Below are 14,145 nucleotides of genomic sequence, written 5' to 3' on the forward strand. Positions count from 1 at the left end.
CCCCGCCCGTCCACAGCCGGCCGGCCGTCCACAGCTGCCCGTCCCGCTGCCTGCCCCGGCCGGGACCACCGCAGGGTCGGCGCGTGCCCGACGACCACCTCTCCGCCGGACCCCGCTGCTGGACCGTCGTGGGGCCCGGAGGACCCGCCGACGTGGAGGTCCGCGCGGCCGACGACGCCCGCCTCGACGCCGTCCTGCCCGCCCTCGCCGCCGCCCTCGCGGTCCCGGTCGCCGACGTGTGGTCGGGCACCGGCCGGCTGCCCGGCGACCTGCCCCTGAGCGACGGCGCCCTCGCGCACGGGGCCGTCCTCGGTCTCGGCCGGCCGGCCGGCCGCGACGGCGGTCCGGCGCGCAGCCCGCTGGAGCTGCACGTCGTCGGCGGTCCCGCGGCCGGCAGCACCGTGCCGCTGGCCGCGGGACGGCACGTCCTGGGCCGCGGGACCGGCGCCACCCTGCCGCTGCCGGACGCGGGGGTCTCCCGCCGGCACGCCCTCCTCGAGGTGGGGGCCGGCGGCATCGCCGTGACCGACCTCGGCTCCACGAACGGCAGCCGGCTCGACGACGCCGACCTCGGTGCCGCCGCCCGGGCGTGGCCTCCGGGGGCGGTGCTACGACTGGGCGGGAGCTCCCTGGCGGTCTCCGGCCCCCGCCACGGCCCCGCCGGCCTGCGTCCCGCACCGGCCGGCCGGGTGCTCGTGCAGACCGCGCCGCAGCCGGTGCCGGTGCGGCCGGAGACCGAGGTCCGGCTGCCCGACGCCCCCGTGACCGGCTCCCGCCGACGGGTGGCCTGGGTGGCCGTCGTCCTCCCGGCAGCCGCCGGGGTCACGATGGCGTGGGTGCTGGCGGCGCCGGTGTTCCTCTTCTTCGCGCTGCTCAGCCCGGTGGTCGCGGTGGCCACGTGGCTGTCGGAGCGGTGGAGCGGGTCCCGCAGCGGCCGGCGGGCGGCCGCGGTCCACGCCGAGGAGACCCGGGCGGCACGCGAGCGCCTGGCCGAGGCGGTGCGCGCCGACGTCCGCTGGGCACGTGCCGCCTGGCCGGACCTCGCCGCGCTCGTCACGGCGGCGCGGCGGCGGACCGGCCTGCTCTGGCACCGCGGCGCCGCCGACGCGGAGACGCTGGTCGTCCGGCTGGGCACCGGCGCCGGCGTCACCCGGGTCCGGCGGCTGGAGGACGGCAGGCGCGAACCCGAGACGGCGGCCGACCTGCCGGTGACCGTCGACCTGCGCCGGACCGGCGGGCTCGCCGTGACCGGCCCCCGCGGCCCCGCGCTCGGCGTCCTGGCCGGGGTGCTGGCGCAGCTGGTGACCCTGTCCCCACCCGGGGAGGTCGACGTCGCCGTGCTGACGACGTCCCGACTGCTGCCCGACTGGTCGTGGACCCGCTGGCTGCCGCACCTGTCCCCCGGCGCCGTGCACGTCCGCCCGGACCCGGCCGAGGCCGCTGCGGCGGCCGACGCGGCCCTGTTGTCCTGGCTCGGCGGCCTGGCCGCGGTGGAGGACCGGCCGCGGGCCGGCGGCCCGGGCGCACCGGCCCGTCCCCGCCCCGCCCGGTGGCTGGTCCTCGTGGTCGACCGGCCGGTCGACCGCGCGCTGCGGGCGGCGCTGCGCGGCTGCCGGGAGGCCGGCGTGGTCGTGCTGGGCCGCGCCGACCGGGCCGACCAGCTCGTCGACGTCGACGCCGTGCTGCAGGTCGCCGGCGAGACCGGGGACACCGGCCACCTCCACGTCGGCGGCGCGGACCGGGTCCGGCTGGTGGTGGACCGGCTGTCCCCGGCGGTCGCCGGACGGCTGGCCCGGGACCTGGCACCGCTCGCACCGGCCCGTGCGGCGGGGGGCCTGCCCGAGGCGGTCCGGCTGCTCGACCTGGTCGGCGACGGCGGCGCACCCGTCGTCCCGGGGTGGTCCCGGGACCGGGGGTCGCTGCGCGCCCGGCTCGGTGCCGGACCGGACGGTGCGGTCGAGGTCGACCTCTGCCGCGACGGCCCGCACGCCCTGGTCGCCGGGACGACCGGCTCGGGCAAGTCCGAGCTGCTGCGCACGCTGGTCGCGGCCCTGGCGCTGGCCCACCCGCCCGACCGCTGCTCCTTCCTGCTCGTCGACTACAAGGGCGGCGCCGCCTTCGCCGAGGCGGTGGCGCTGCCGCACACCGTCGGCCTGGTCACCGACCTCGACGGCGCGGCGACGGCCCGGGCGCTGCGCTCGCTCACCGCCGAGCTCGCCCGCCGCGAGGCCGTCCTCGCCGCCGCCGGCGTGGCCGACGTCGCGGCGCTCCCCACGGACGTCGGGCTGGCCCGGCTGGTGATCGTGGTCGACGAGTTCGCCGGGCTGGTCGAGACGCTGCCGGAGTTCGTGTCGGGCCTCGTGGGGATCGCCCAGCGCGGGCGCTCGCTGGGGGTGCACCTCGTGCTGGCGACCCAGCGGCCCGGTGGCGTGGTCTCGCCCGAGATCCGCGCCAACTGCTCCCTGCGGCTGTGCCTGCGCACCACGGGTGAGGCCGACTCCCGCGACGTGCTCGGCGGCCCCGAGGCAGCGACGGTCCCGGCCGACCGCCCCGGACGCGGGTGGCTGCGGGTCGGCAGCGAGCGCCCGGTGCCCTTCCAGGCGGCACGCGTGGCCCTGGCCGCCCCGGCCGGGGCCACCGGACCCACCGTGCGCCGCTGGGCGTGGCCGGTACCGCCGGAGGCGCCCGGTCCGGAGGTGTCCCCGGCGGGGCCGTCCGACCTCGCCCGCGTCGCCGACGCCACCGCCGCGCACGCCGAGGCCGCGGGGATCCCCGCCCCGCACCGCCCCTGGCAGCCGCCACTGCCCGGGCGGATCGGCGCCGACGAGCTCGATCGCGCCGGTCGTCCGCCGACGGAGCTGCTCGTCGGCCTCGTCGACCACCCGGACCGGCAGCGCCGGGAGCCGCTGGTGCTCGACCTGGCGCGCGGCGGTGGCTGGCTGGCCGTCGGCGGGCCCCGCAGCGGCCGGACGACCCTGCTGCGGACCGTGCTCGCCGAGGCGGTCGGGCGCCTGCCGCCCGGGCGCCTGCACGTGCACGTCCTCGACCACGGCGGCGGTGCCCTGGCCGCCGAGGCGGCGCCGCTGCCGCACACCGGGACCGCGGTGGGTGCCACCGACGCGCTGCGCACCGTGCGCCTGCTCGCGCGGCTCACCGAGCACACGGCCGCCCGCCGGGCCGGCGGGGCGGACCCCGGCCCGGCGGTGCTCCTGCTGGTCGACGGCGTCGAGTCGCTCGTGGCACAGCTCGACGAGGCGGTCCCGGGCTCCGGGTCGGCGGACCTGCTGCGCCTGGTCCGCGACGGCGCGGCCGCCGGCCTGACCTGTGTGCTGACCGGCGACCGCGCGGTGCCCGGTGGCCGGCTGGCCGGGGCGGTGGGGACCCGGCTGGTGCTGCCGCTGCCCGACCGCGCCGACTACGCCGTCGCCGGCATCCCGGTGCGCGCGGTGCCCGCCGAGCGACCGCCCGGCCGCGCCCTGCTCGGCGAGCAGGCGCGGGAGTGCCAGCTGGCGCTCCCCCGGCCGCTGCGCCCGGCAGGTGGTCCCGTCCTCGGGCCGGCCCCGCTGCGCATCCCCGCGCTGCCGCCGGACCCCCGGCTGGCCGCGGCGGACGCGGACGGCGGGCCGGACGCGCTGCCCGTGGGCCCCGGCGGCGACGAGGGCGCGGTGCTCACGGTCGACCTGCGGCGCGCCGGCGGGCTGCTGGTCGTCGGGCCGCCGGGCAGTGGCCGGACGACGACCCTGGAGGGCCTCGCCGCGACGCTGCTGCGCTCGGGGACGGCGGTCGCCCGGCTGGTCGCCGGCCGGCGCGCGATCCGGCGGGGACCGGCCGGCGTCACCGCGCTGGCCGCCGACGACACCGCTGCGTGGCGCGCCTGGCTGGCCGGACTGGACGGTCCGGGCGCGGTGCTGCTCGACGGCGTCGGCACGCTCGCGGACTGCCCGGTCGTCGCCTCGACGACCACGGCCGCCCTGGCCGACGCCGGCGTGGTGGTGCTCGCCGCCGGGACCGCGGGAGAGCTCGCCGCCGCCTTCCGCGGACCGGTCGCCGACCTGCGCCGGTCGCGCAGCGGCCTGCTGCTGTGCCCCGGTCCCGGGGACGCCGACCTGCTGGGCACCCGGCTGCCCCGGACGCCGGTGCCGGTGCGGCCGGGCTCGGGCTGGCTGGTCACCGGTGGGACCGCGCAGCGGGTGCAGGTGGCCCGCCACCGCGGGCCGGTGCCGGGTGCGGGTGCCGGATGGGCCGCCGCCGGGGACCGGGCGGCGGCGTGAGGCGCGGCTCAGAGCAGCTCGAGCGCCGCACCGATCTCCTGCGTCGCGTACCAGGCCAGGTCGTGGCCCTCGGCCTGGTCGACCACGAACTGCGCGTCGTCGCTGCCGAGGTCGGCCTCCAGCACCACGGCGACGGCCGCGCGGACGTCCTCCTCGGCGTCGGCCCCGTCGAGGTGTGCGCTGGCCACGTCGGCGACCGCGACGTCCGCGGCGACCCGGACCGCCCCGGGCTCGGTGTGCGGGTCGTCGAGGGGGCTGACCGCGCTGTCGGGCACGTCCGCGGCGAGGACGACGCGGCGGCGGGCCGCGGTGGGGTCGACGTCGATCAGCCGGAGGCTGGCGCGGGCGGCGGCCAGGAGCGCGGCGTACTCGAGCTCCTCGAGGTCGGCCTCGGCGTCGCTGATCGCGTAGAACTGCCGCAACCGGGGCGTGACGGCGAAGGCGGTGTGCGGCCCGGTCAGCCGGCCCTCGTCCACGAGGGTGCGCAGGACGCTCGTCGTGGCCGGCAGGTAGATCCGCACCCGGTGGCTCCCTTCGTCGGTGGGACGCCGACGGTAACCCGCGCGCACCCGCCGCCGGGGAGCGTCCGACGCGCCCCTCTCGGAGGCGGGTCAGCGCACCGACTCGGTGAGCGCGGTGACCTCCTGCTCGACCAGGTCGGCCAGCACGTCGACGTCACCCACGCCGTCGCGGTCGGCGTTGAGCCCCACGTAGACGTGCCCGTCGTAGCTGGTCATCCCCACGGCCAGGCCCTGGCCGCCGAGCAGCGGCACGACCGGGAAGACCTCCAGCATCCGCGCGCCGGCGGCGTACAGGGGCACCTGCGGGCCCGGGACGTTGGTGACGACCAGGTTGAACAGCCGCCGCGACAGGCCGCGGGCCGCGCGGGCGCCCAGGGCGTGCAGCGTCGGCGGGGCGAAGCCGGTGAGCGCGATGAGGGCGTCGGCGCTCACGGTGCGGCCGGAGCGGGTGACCCCGTGCATCGCGTAGCTCAGCCGGGCCAGCCGCACCCAGGGGTTCGGCTCGCCCACCGGCAGGTCGACCAGGTGCGCGGACACGCTGCTGCCCGGCAGCTCCTGCTCCTCGCCCCGGACGGACACGGGCACCAGCGCCCGGACCGTCGTCGAGCTCAGCACCGGCTCGCCGCGGGAGAGCAGCCAGTCGCGCACCGCCCCGGTCAGCACGGTGAGCAGCACGTCGTTGACGGTCCCGCCGTGGGCCTTGCGGATGGCCCGCAGGTCCTCGAGGGAGGCACGGGCGACCGCGACCCGGCGCTGCCGGCCGACCGTCCGGTTGAGCGGGCCGTGCCGTGGGGGCACGACCGCCGACCGCGCGGCCCGCACCAGTCCCCCGGTGACCCCGCGGACGCGGGCGGCGGTCGCGCGCAGGTCGCCGGCGGCCTCCCGGGCCGCCTCGGCGACCGACGTCGGGCGCTGCACGTACTCGCCGAAGGCGTCGAGCACCAGCTCCACGCGCCCCGGCAGCCGGCGCGGGACCCAGTCGTCGGTGGGCGGGACGGCGACGTCCGGCCCGGGCTCGAGCAGCACCTGGGCGATGTCCACCGCGCCCAGGCCGTCGACCAGCGCCGGGTGGGTCTTGGTGACCACCGCGACCCGCCCCCCGGCGAGGCCCTCGACGAGGTAGACCTCCCAGAGCGGACGGCTCCGGTCGAGCGGCCGCGAGGTCACCCGCGACACCAGGTCCAGCAGCTGCTGCTCGGTGCCCGGGCGCGGCACCGCCGAGCGCCGCACGTGGTAGGCCACGTCGAAGTCGGGGTCGTCGGCCCACACCGGGTTGGCCAGGTGCCCGGGCACCGGCACGATCCGCTGCCGGTAGCGGGGCACGAGCGGCAGCCGGGCCTCCACCAGGTCGGCGAGCGCGTCCAGGCCGCCCGCGACCGGCTCGAGGACGAGCACGCCGGCGACGTGCAGCGGGGCGCCGTCGTCCTCCAGGTAGAGGAACGACGCGTCCAGGGTGCTCAGCCGCTCGGTCATCGTCCCCCTCCGGATCGGACCCCCACGCTACGGCGCCGCCCCGAGCCGGGTCACCCGGCGCGGCGGCCCCACCGGCGGCCGGCCACCGGCTCGGGCACGCGCGCCAGCATGGCGGCCAGCGACCGCAGCCCCGCGCGCAGCGGCGACCCCGCCGCCACCTCGGCGAGGGTCCGGCCGGATGCCAGGGCGGCGTCGGTGGCCCGCCGGTCGGCGGGCAGGAAGGCGCGGACGGAGCGGCCGGCGAAGCGCTCGAGCGCCTCGGCGACCTCCCGGCGGGGGTCGCCGGGCACCGGCCCGCGCCGGACCTGGTTGACCACCACGGCGGGCTCGACCTCCGGCAGCACGTCGCGGAGCTGGCCGAGGGCGCGGATGGTGCGCTGGAGCGCGACCGGGTCGGCGCCGCTGACGCACAGCACCTCGTCGGCCTCCTCGAGCACCGTGACGGTCGCCCCGTTGCGCCGCGGCGCGGCGGTGTCGAAGGACAGCTCCTCGTCCTCCTCGAGGTTGAACGCGCAGTCGACCACGGTGAGGTCGGCGACCCGGCGGGCCTCCTCCAGCACGGCGGCGACCGCCCGCGGGCGCAGCTCCGGCCACCGGTCGGCGCGCGCCAGCCCGGTGAGCACGTCCAGGTGGGGGCGCACCGACCAGGCCAGGCGGCCCAGCGCGGCCTCGTCGAGGGTGCCCGCGGCCGCCTGCCGCGCGGCACCGGCGAGTCCCGGCGACTCGTCGAGCAGGCCGAGGACCTGCGCGACGACACCGCCGTACACGTCGGCGTCGACGAGCAGGGTCGGCACGCCGAGACGGGCGGCCTCGTCGGCCAGCCCCACCGCGACCGTCGTCCGGCCCGGGGCACCGGTCGGACCCCACACGGCCACCACCCGGCCCCGGGCGGGGCGCCGCTCGTCGGCCGGCGGCCCGGCGGTGTCCCGGACGGGCAGCGCCGCGCGCGGGTCGGCGACGTCCCGCCCGGCGGGCAGCCGGCCGGCCACGGCCTCGCGCAGCGTGCGGACGACCTCCTCCGGGGCGGCGTCGGCGGGCAGCACCGTGCCGACGCCGAGCGCACGGAGCCGCTCGGCGGCGCGCTCGTCCCCGGGGTCGGCCAGGCCCACGACGGCGACCCCGGCCGCCGCGAGCCGCGCGACCGCCTCGCCGTCGAGCCGCCGCAGGTCGGCCGAGAGCAGCGCGGCCTGCGCGGTGCCCGTGGCCGCCGCGGCGAGCAGGTCGGGTGCGTCGACGCAGCGGCGGACCACGGTCACCCCGTGGTCGGCGCGGTCCAGGGCCCCGACGAGCGCGGACTCCCACGCCGCCCCGGTGACGGCGGTGACGACCTGCAGCGCCATCAGGCGGCCGGTCCGGCCGGGGTGGTGGGCGCCGGCACGGTCTCCGGCACCGCCGGCACGGTCCCCGCCGGTGGCGCGGCCGGCGCCGAGGGTGCCGGCGTGGGACCCGCAGCGGGCACGGTGGCGGCTCCCGTGGTCGGCGACGCGGACGGTCCGGACGGGGACGGCGTGCCGACGGGGACGGTGGCCGGGCCGGTGGTGGTGGGGCCGGTGGTGGTGGGGCCGGTGGTGGCGGGGCCGGTGGTGGGGTCCACCGACCCGTGCACGACGACGACCAGCGGGCGTCCCCCGATCGCGCCCAGCACACCGGGCGCCAGGGCCGCGGGGACCGAGACGACCACCTGGACGGTCGTGGTCGCGGTCGACAGGACGCCCTCGGCGCGGCCGCTCACCGCCTGCACCGGCGCCGCCCCCACCACCAGGACCACGCCCTCCCCCGTGGCGGTCCCCGCCGGGTCGGTGACGCCGTAGACGTCGACCACCTGACCGCGGTCCAGTCCCGGCGGGACGTAGCCGGCCTGCACCGGGAGGGCGACCTGCACCAGCTCCTCGGGCTCCTCGAGCGCGGTGCGCGGCAGCAGCTCACCGGCCCGGACGGCGCGCGCCAGCGTGCGGCCCGCGGGCTCGGTGCCGGTGGAGAGGTAGGCGCCGGCCGCGTCGCCGAGCCGGACGTCGACGGCGACCAGGTCGGCCGCCTCGAGCACGGTGCCCGCGGCCAGGTCCCCGGCGACCGACCACACCGGCACAGTGGCGTCGGCGGCGGTGACCACGCGTGCGCCGAGCAGCACCGGGCCGAGGACGAGCAGCACGCCGAGCACCAGCCGCAGGTCCAGCCAGCGCGGCGGGCGGACCCGGCGGGGTACCGGACCGGTCGACGGCTCGTCGGCGGCCGCGGCCGGGGCCGTGCGGGTCGCAGCGCTCACCCGGCGTCTCCTCCTCGTCGCGGGGGCTCCCGCGGATCCCCGCCGTCGTGGCGGGCGCGCGTCCGGACCGGCGTTCCGGCACGGTCGGACGCAGATGATGCGCTACGGACGCAGGTGCGTGCACCGGCTGTCCACACGTTCGGGTGTGGACGGGATGCGCCCGGGTGAGCGCGGTCCTGACAGACTGCTCCCGAACGGACGGAGACCCCATGCCCTCACCGCGGTTCCTGACCCTCGACGACGTCGCCGAGATCCTCAACGTCTCCTGGTCACAGGCCTACGCGCTCGTGCGGCGCCGCGAGCTGATCGCCATCCAGATCGGCGGCCGCGGCCAGTGGCGGGTGGAGGTCGACGAGCTCGAGCGCTTCATCCAGCAGAAGTACGCCGAGGCCCGGGCCGGCGTGATACCCGCCGACGAGCCCGCCCCCGAGCCGGCCGCGGACCCGCCGTCCGAGGTCCCGGCCGCGGTCCCCGCCCCCGCACGAGGCCGGCGCCGCAGCTGAGCTCAGGCGGCGCCGGGCGCCAGCGTCCGCACCGCCACCACCGCACCGAGAGCCACCGCCCGCACCCCGCGCACCGCTCCTGCCCGGCGGAAGTCGTCGGGTGCGTGCTCGGCCAGCTCCACGAAGTCGGCACCGACCCGGTCGAGCGTCCCGGTCAGCACACCCCCGTCGTCGAGCACCACCGCCACCGCGCTGCGGTCGCGCACGAGCCCGCGCAGCACCCGCCGCAGGTCCACCGTCACCCGCGAGCCGTCCTCCGGTGCGGCCGTCGTGCGCACCAGCCCGGACACCGCGAGCACGGCCGGCAGGGCCACCAGGACCTCGCGACCGGCGTCGTCCTCGAGCAGCAGCCAGTCCGGCCCCCGCTCGGTCAGCCGCCCCGCCACCTCCCCCGCGCCGCGGCAGCGCAGCGACACCCGGTGCCCCACCGCGCCGCCGAGCCGGTCGGCCAGCCGCACCGTGCCGGTCTCGGCGCGCGACCGCGACGGCAGCTGCGCCCACTCCTCGGCCGCCTCGAACTCCGCCTGCAGGTCGGCGAACAACTGCTGCCAGCGCATGCACCGGAGCGTAGATGACCCTCAACTCTTGCGTTTGGATGCGTTTGCTTGCTTCAGTACGTCGTCACCTGCACCGGAGGAGGTCCCGTGTCGCTCCGTCGACTCGCCGGCACGACGGCGGCCATGGCCGCCGCGGCCGTCGGGCTGCACCTGCTCACCCCTGACCTCGGCCGGCTGGTCCCGCCCGGCGGGGACCTGCAGCGGGTCGCCGACGTCGCCGGCCCGGAGGCGCTGCTGCTGGGCGCGGTCGCGGTCCTCGCCTGGGCCGTGTGGGCGTGGGGTGCCCTCGGGCTGGCGCTCACCGCGCTGTCCGCGCTGCCCGGGTGGGCCGGCGCGCTGGCCGGGGTGCTGCTGCGCGGGGTGCTGCCCGCGTCGGGACGGCGGGCGGCCGCGCTGGCCCTCGGCGTCGGGCTCACCACCGTGGTCGCGCTGCCCGGCCCGTCCGCGGCACCGGCGCCGGTGGTGGTCGTGACCGCGGGCGCGGAGACCGTCGGCGCCGTCCCCGACTGGACCGCGTCGACGGGAGCCACCACGGCGGCCGTGCCGATCGCACCGGCCGCCGTCCCCGACTGGCCGGCCCCGGCGCCCGGCGACCACGTCGTCCTCCGCGGCGAGTGCCTGTGGTCGATCGCGGCGGCCGACCTGCGGGCGCGGGCCGGCGCCGAGCCCTCCGACGCCGAGGTCGCCACCGCCGTCGGCCGGTGGTGGGCGGCCAACGCGGCCGTCGTCGGCGACGACCCCGACCTGCTGCTGCCCGGTCAGGTGCTGCGCCCGCCCGGCTGACCCGCCCGTCCGACCCGCCGTCCCGAGTCCGCACCACCCGCCCGACGACGGCCGCTCCCCCGGCCCGTCCCGCCGTCCGACCCCCGGGAGCCCCCGTGTCCGCACCCGTCGTCCCCCCGCCCGCGGCAGCGCCGCTGCGCCGGCTGCACCTGGCCGTCGTCCCGGCCCTGCACCCCACGCTCGACGGCCCGGCCGTGCCGCTGGTCGACTCCGCCACCCCGCCGCCGCGGCCCCCGCACCGGCCCGGGCCGCGGCCCAGCTCGCCGGGCCGGCGCCGGGTGCCGGTCGACCCCTTCGGCCCGGCCTGGTCGGTGCGCGCCGACCTGCCCGACCCGCGGGCCGCCGGTCGCACGCTGTTCACCACGGCGCTGGAGGCGCTCGCCGGCCGGCGGCCGCTGACCCAGGTGCAGCGGCTCACCACGCCCGGCGTCCACGCGGCGCTGGTCCGCGGACGCCGGCCGGCCTGGTGCTCGGGCGGCACCGCGCCGCTGGTGCTGGGGCCGGTGCACGTGTGCGAACCGGTCGACGGCGTGGCCGAGGTCAGCGCCGTCGCGCGCCGGGGCGGCCGGGCGCACGCGGTGGCCGCACGACTGGAGGGCGTGGACGGGCGCTGGCGCTGCACCGCCCTGTCGATCGGTTAGCCCCCCTCACCCCTCGGGCGAGGGGTGAGGGGATCGGGCTCCGGCCTCAGCGGCCGGCCGCCCCGTGGCAGACCTTGTACTTCTTGCCCGAGCCGCAGGGGCAGGGCGCGTTGCGGGCCGGCTCCTTGGTCCCGGTGACCGTGGCGGTCTTGGCCGCCTTGGCCGGGCCGCTCTCCTTGGCGGAGGCGTCCAGGGAGGGCGCGGAGTAGCTCAGGTTCTCCTGCCGGCGCGGCTCGTCGAGGCCCTTGACCGCCAGCTGCGGACCGGTGCCCGACGGGGCCGGCGCCTCCTCGGCGGGCGCGGCCGGAGCGGCGTTGCGGGCGGCGTGCCGCCCTCCGGGCCGGTGGGCCGGGGCGCCGGTCGAGCGCCGGGCCGCCGGCTTGGTGACCGACACCGGAGCCGCGGCCGCCGGGGCGGCACCGTCCCCACCGGCGGGCGCCGGGGCCGGCGCGACGGGAGCCGCCGGAGCGGGGGGCGCGGCAGCCGGAGCGGCGGCCGCCTCGGCGGCCCTCGCGGCGGCGGCCTGACGGGCCAGCACGCGGGCGGTGCCCTCCTGCGCGGCGGCCAGCGCCTTGGCCTCGGCCTCGGCCTGCTGGGCCCTGGCCTCGGCCTCCTGCTGCTCCTTGGTCTTGACCTCCAGGTTGAACAGGAAGCCGACCGACTCCTCCTTGATGCCGTCGAGCATCGCGTTGAACATGTCGTAGCCCTCGCGCTGGTACTCCACGACCGGGTCGCGGTTGGCCATCGCGCGCAGGTGGATGCCGGCCCGCAGGTAGTCCATCTCGTAGAGGTGCTCGCGCCACTTGCGGTCCAGCACCGACAGCAGCACCCGCCGCTCGAGCTCCCGCACGACCTCCGAGCCCAGCGCGGCCTCGCGCTCCTCGTACGCGCGGTGCACGTCGTCGAGCAGCTCCGCGCGCAGCACGTCGGCGGTGAGCGCGGCCTGCTCGCCGTCGGCCACCCGCGCCAGGAGCTCCTGGCGGTCGAGACCCACCGGGTAGAGCGCCTTGAGGCCGGTCCACAGCTGCTCGAGGTCCCAGTCCTCGGCGTAGCCGGTCTCGGTGGCGCCGTCGACGTAGGCGCCGACGACGTCGTCGAGCATGTGCTGCACCTGCTCGTGCAGGTCCTCGCCGTCGAGCACCTTGCGGCGCTCGTCGTAGATGACGGTGCGCTGCCGGTTGAGCACCTCGTCGTACTTCAGGACGTCCTTGCGGACCTCGAAGTTCTGCTGCTCGACCTGCGTCTGCGCCGAGCGGATCGCCCGGGTGACCATCTTCGACTCGATCGGCTGGTCGTCGGGGACGCGCAGCGTGGTCATCATCGACTCGAGCATCGGGCCGTTGAACCGGCGCATGAGGTCGTCGCCGAGGGAGAGGTAGAACCGCGACTCGCCCGGGTCGCCCTGCCGGCCGGAGCGGCCGCGCAGCTGGTTGTCGATGCGGCGGCTCTCGTGCCGCTCGGTGCCCAGCACGTAGAGCCCACCGGCGTCGGCGACCTCCTCGTGCTCGGCCCGGACCTGGTCCTTGGCGGTCTGCAGCGCCTCGTCCCAGGCGGCCTCGTACTCCTCCGGGGTCTCCGACGGCGACAGGCCGCGGGCGCGCAGCGCCTCGTCGGCGATGAACTCGGGGTTGCCGCCGAGCTGGATGTCGGTGCCGCGGCCGGCCATGTTGGTGGCCACGGTGACCGCGCCCAGCCGCCCGGCCTGCGCCACGATGTGCGCCTCGCGCGCGTGGTTCTTGGCGTTGAGCACCTCGTGCGGGATGCCGCGGCGCAGCAGCAGCTTGTCGAGGATCTCGGACTTCTCGACGCTGGCGGTGCCCACGAGCACCGGCTGGCCGGCCTCGTGCCGCTCGGCGATGTCGTCGATGACCGCGTCGAACTTGGCCTTCTCGGTCTTGTAGATGACGTCGGAGCGGTCCTCGCGGACCATCGGCCGGTTCGTCGGGATGGGGACGACGCCCAGCTTGTAGGTCTGGGAGAGCTCGGCCGCCTCGGTCTGGGCGGTGCCGGTCATCCCGGAGAGCTTCTCGTAGAGCCGGAAGTAGTTCTGGAGGGTGATCGTGGCGAGCGTCTGGTTCTCGTCCTTGATCTTCACCCCCTCCTTGGCCTCGATGGCCTGGTGCATGCCCTCGTTGTAGCGGCGCCCGGCCAGCACGCGGCCGGTGAACTCGTCGACGATGAGCACCTCGCCGTTGCTGACGATGTACTGCTGGTCGCGGTGGAAGAGCTCCTTGGCCTTCAGCGCGTTGTTGAGGTAGCCGATCAGCGGGGTGTTGACCGCCTCGTAGAGGTTCTCGATGCCGATCTGGTCCTCGACGAACTCCACGCCCTCCTCGGTGACGGCGACCGTGCGCTTGGCCTCCTCCACCTCGTAGTGCAGGTCGCGCTGCATCAGCGGCACGATGCGCGCGAACTCCACGTACCACTTGCCGGCCGACTCGGCGGGGCCGCTGATGATCAGCGGGGTGCGGGCCTCGTCGATGAGGATGGAGTCGACCTCGTCGACGATCGCGTAGTGGTGCCCGCGCTGCACCAGGTCGGCCTTGCTCCAGGCCATGTTGTCGCGCAGGTAGTCGAAGCCGAACTCGTTGTTCGTGCCGTAGGTGATGTCGCAGGCGTACTGCTCGCGGCGGTGCGCCGGCTTCTCGCCCGACAGGATCGTGCCCACCGACAGGCCGAGGAAGCGGTGCACCCGGCCCATCCACTCGGCGTCGCGCTTGGCCAGGTAGTCGTTGACGGTGACCACGTGCACGCCCTGGCCGGTCAGCGCGTTGAGGTAGGCCGGCAGCACACCGGTCAGGGTCTTGCCCTCACCGGTGCGCATCTCCGCGATGTTGCCCAGGTGCAGCGCGGCCCCGCCCATGAGCTGCACGCGGAAGTGCCGCTGCCCCAGCGTGCGGCTGGCGGCCTCGCGGACGACGGCGAAGGCCTCCGGCAGCAGCTGGTCGAGGGTCTCGCCGTCCTCCAGGCGCTGCTTGAACTCGTCGGTCTTGGCGCGCAGCTCGGCGTCGGTCAGGTCGGCGACGTCGTCGGCGAGCAGCTCGATCGCGTCGGCGATGCGCTCCAGTCGACGGACGAGCTTGCCCTCACCGGCCCGCAGGATCCTCGAGAAAACCACGGGCACCAGCGTAGG

At 78.1% G+C, this 14,145-nt stretch carries 10 protein-coding genes; 4 read left to right on the forward strand and 6 right to left on the reverse strand.

Features of this window, described 5'->3' with window-relative positions:
- The first annotated feature begins 83 nt into the window (after window positions 1-83).
- Window positions 84-4,271: an FtsK/SpoIIIE domain-containing protein gene (locus BLQ97_RS01625; protein ID WP_139173415.1), complete on the forward strand. Its 4,188-nt coding sequence runs from the start codon at window positions 84-86 to the stop codon at window positions 4,269-4,271.
- A gap of 8 nt (window positions 4,272-4,279) precedes the next feature.
- Here the strand turns inward: BLQ97_RS01625 and BLQ97_RS01630 are convergent, their stop codons facing one another.
- The 4 genes from BLQ97_RS01630 to BLQ97_RS24120 form a co-directional block, all read right to left on the reverse strand.
- Window positions 4,280-4,792, reverse strand: a complete 513-nt coding sequence (locus tag BLQ97_RS01630) for a DUF6912 family protein (RefSeq protein WP_091362622.1) — start codon at window positions 4,790-4,792, stop codon at window positions 4,280-4,282.
- Window positions 4,793-4,882: 90 nt separating this feature from the next.
- A complete protein-coding gene (locus BLQ97_RS01635; protein ID WP_091362624.1) occupies window positions 4,883-6,265 on the reverse strand; it encodes a WS/DGAT/MGAT family O-acyltransferase in 1,383 nt (460 codons plus the stop codon).
- Between the two features lie 50 nt (window positions 6,266-6,315).
- Window positions 6,316-7,605 carry a CpaE/TadZ family protein gene (locus BLQ97_RS01640; protein ID WP_091362626.1) on the reverse strand — a complete coding sequence of 430 codons (1,290 nt, stop codon included), beginning with the start codon at window positions 7,603-7,605 and terminating at the stop codon, window positions 6,316-6,318.
- The gene (locus tag BLQ97_RS24120) at window positions 7,605-8,528 is read right to left on the reverse strand and encodes an SAF domain-containing protein (protein ID WP_091362629.1); all 924 of its coding nucleotides are present in this window, start codon (window positions 8,526-8,528) and stop codon (window positions 7,605-7,607) included. Before BLQ97_RS24120 ends, BLQ97_RS01640 begins: the two co-directional genes overlap by 1 nt.
- 209 nt (window positions 8,529-8,737) lie before the next feature.
- Between BLQ97_RS24120 and BLQ97_RS01650 the strand changes: the two genes are divergently transcribed.
- On the forward strand, window positions 8,738-9,031 hold the full coding sequence (locus tag BLQ97_RS01650) for a helix-turn-helix domain-containing protein (RefSeq protein ID WP_091362631.1): 294 nt from the start codon (window positions 8,738-8,740) through the stop codon (window positions 9,029-9,031).
- 2 nt (window positions 9,032-9,033) lie between these two features.
- Here the strand turns inward: BLQ97_RS01650 and BLQ97_RS01655 are convergent, their stop codons facing one another.
- Window positions 9,034-9,588, reverse strand: a complete 555-nt coding sequence (locus tag BLQ97_RS01655) for a hypothetical protein (RefSeq protein WP_091362634.1) — start codon at window positions 9,586-9,588, stop codon at window positions 9,034-9,036.
- A gap of 87 nt (window positions 9,589-9,675) precedes the next feature.
- On the opposite strand from BLQ97_RS01655, the gene BLQ97_RS01660 reads away from it, so the two are divergent.
- Both BLQ97_RS01660 and BLQ97_RS01665 read left to right on the forward strand, forming a co-directional pair.
- A complete protein-coding gene (locus BLQ97_RS01660; RefSeq protein ID WP_091362636.1) occupies window positions 9,676-10,371 on the forward strand; it encodes a LysM peptidoglycan-binding domain-containing protein in 696 nt (231 codons plus the stop codon).
- A 95-nt stretch (window positions 10,372-10,466) separates the two neighbouring features.
- Window positions 10,467-11,012 (forward strand): Rv3235 family protein, encoded by a 546-nt coding sequence (locus BLQ97_RS01665; protein WP_091362639.1) that lies wholly within the window; start codon window positions 10,467-10,469, stop codon window positions 11,010-11,012.
- A gap of 46 nt (window positions 11,013-11,058) precedes the next feature.
- Here BLQ97_RS01665 and secA read toward each other — a convergent pair whose 3' ends face one another.
- Window positions 11,059-14,130 (reverse strand): preprotein translocase subunit SecA, encoded by a 3,072-nt coding sequence (gene secA, locus BLQ97_RS01670; protein WP_091362642.1) that lies wholly within the window; start codon window positions 14,128-14,130, stop codon window positions 11,059-11,061.
- Window positions 14,131-14,145 lie beyond the last annotated feature (15 nt).

Source organism: Geodermatophilus telluris (genome assembly GCF_900102745.1).
Taxonomy (GTDB): domain Bacteria; phylum Actinomycetota; class Actinomycetes; order Mycobacteriales; family Geodermatophilaceae; genus Geodermatophilus; species Geodermatophilus telluris.

Bases quoted from the DNA above. Each gene is read 5' to 3' on its own strand.
- BLQ97_RS01635 (WP_091362624.1), bottom strand. From the start codon at position 6,265: ATGACCGAGCGGCTGAGCACCCTGGACGCGTCGTTCCTCTACCTGGAG.
- BLQ97_RS01640 (WP_091362626.1), bottom strand. From the start codon at position 7,605: ATGGCGCTGCAGGTCGTCACCGCCGTCACCGGGGCGGCGTGGGAGTCC.
- BLQ97_RS01650 (WP_091362631.1), top strand. From the start codon at position 8,738: ATGCCCTCACCGCGGTTCCTGACCCTCGACGACGTCGCCGAGATCCTC.
- BLQ97_RS01655 (WP_091362634.1), bottom strand. From the start codon at position 9,588: ATGCGCTGGCAGCAGTTGTTCGCCGACCTGCAGGCGGAGTTCGAGGCG.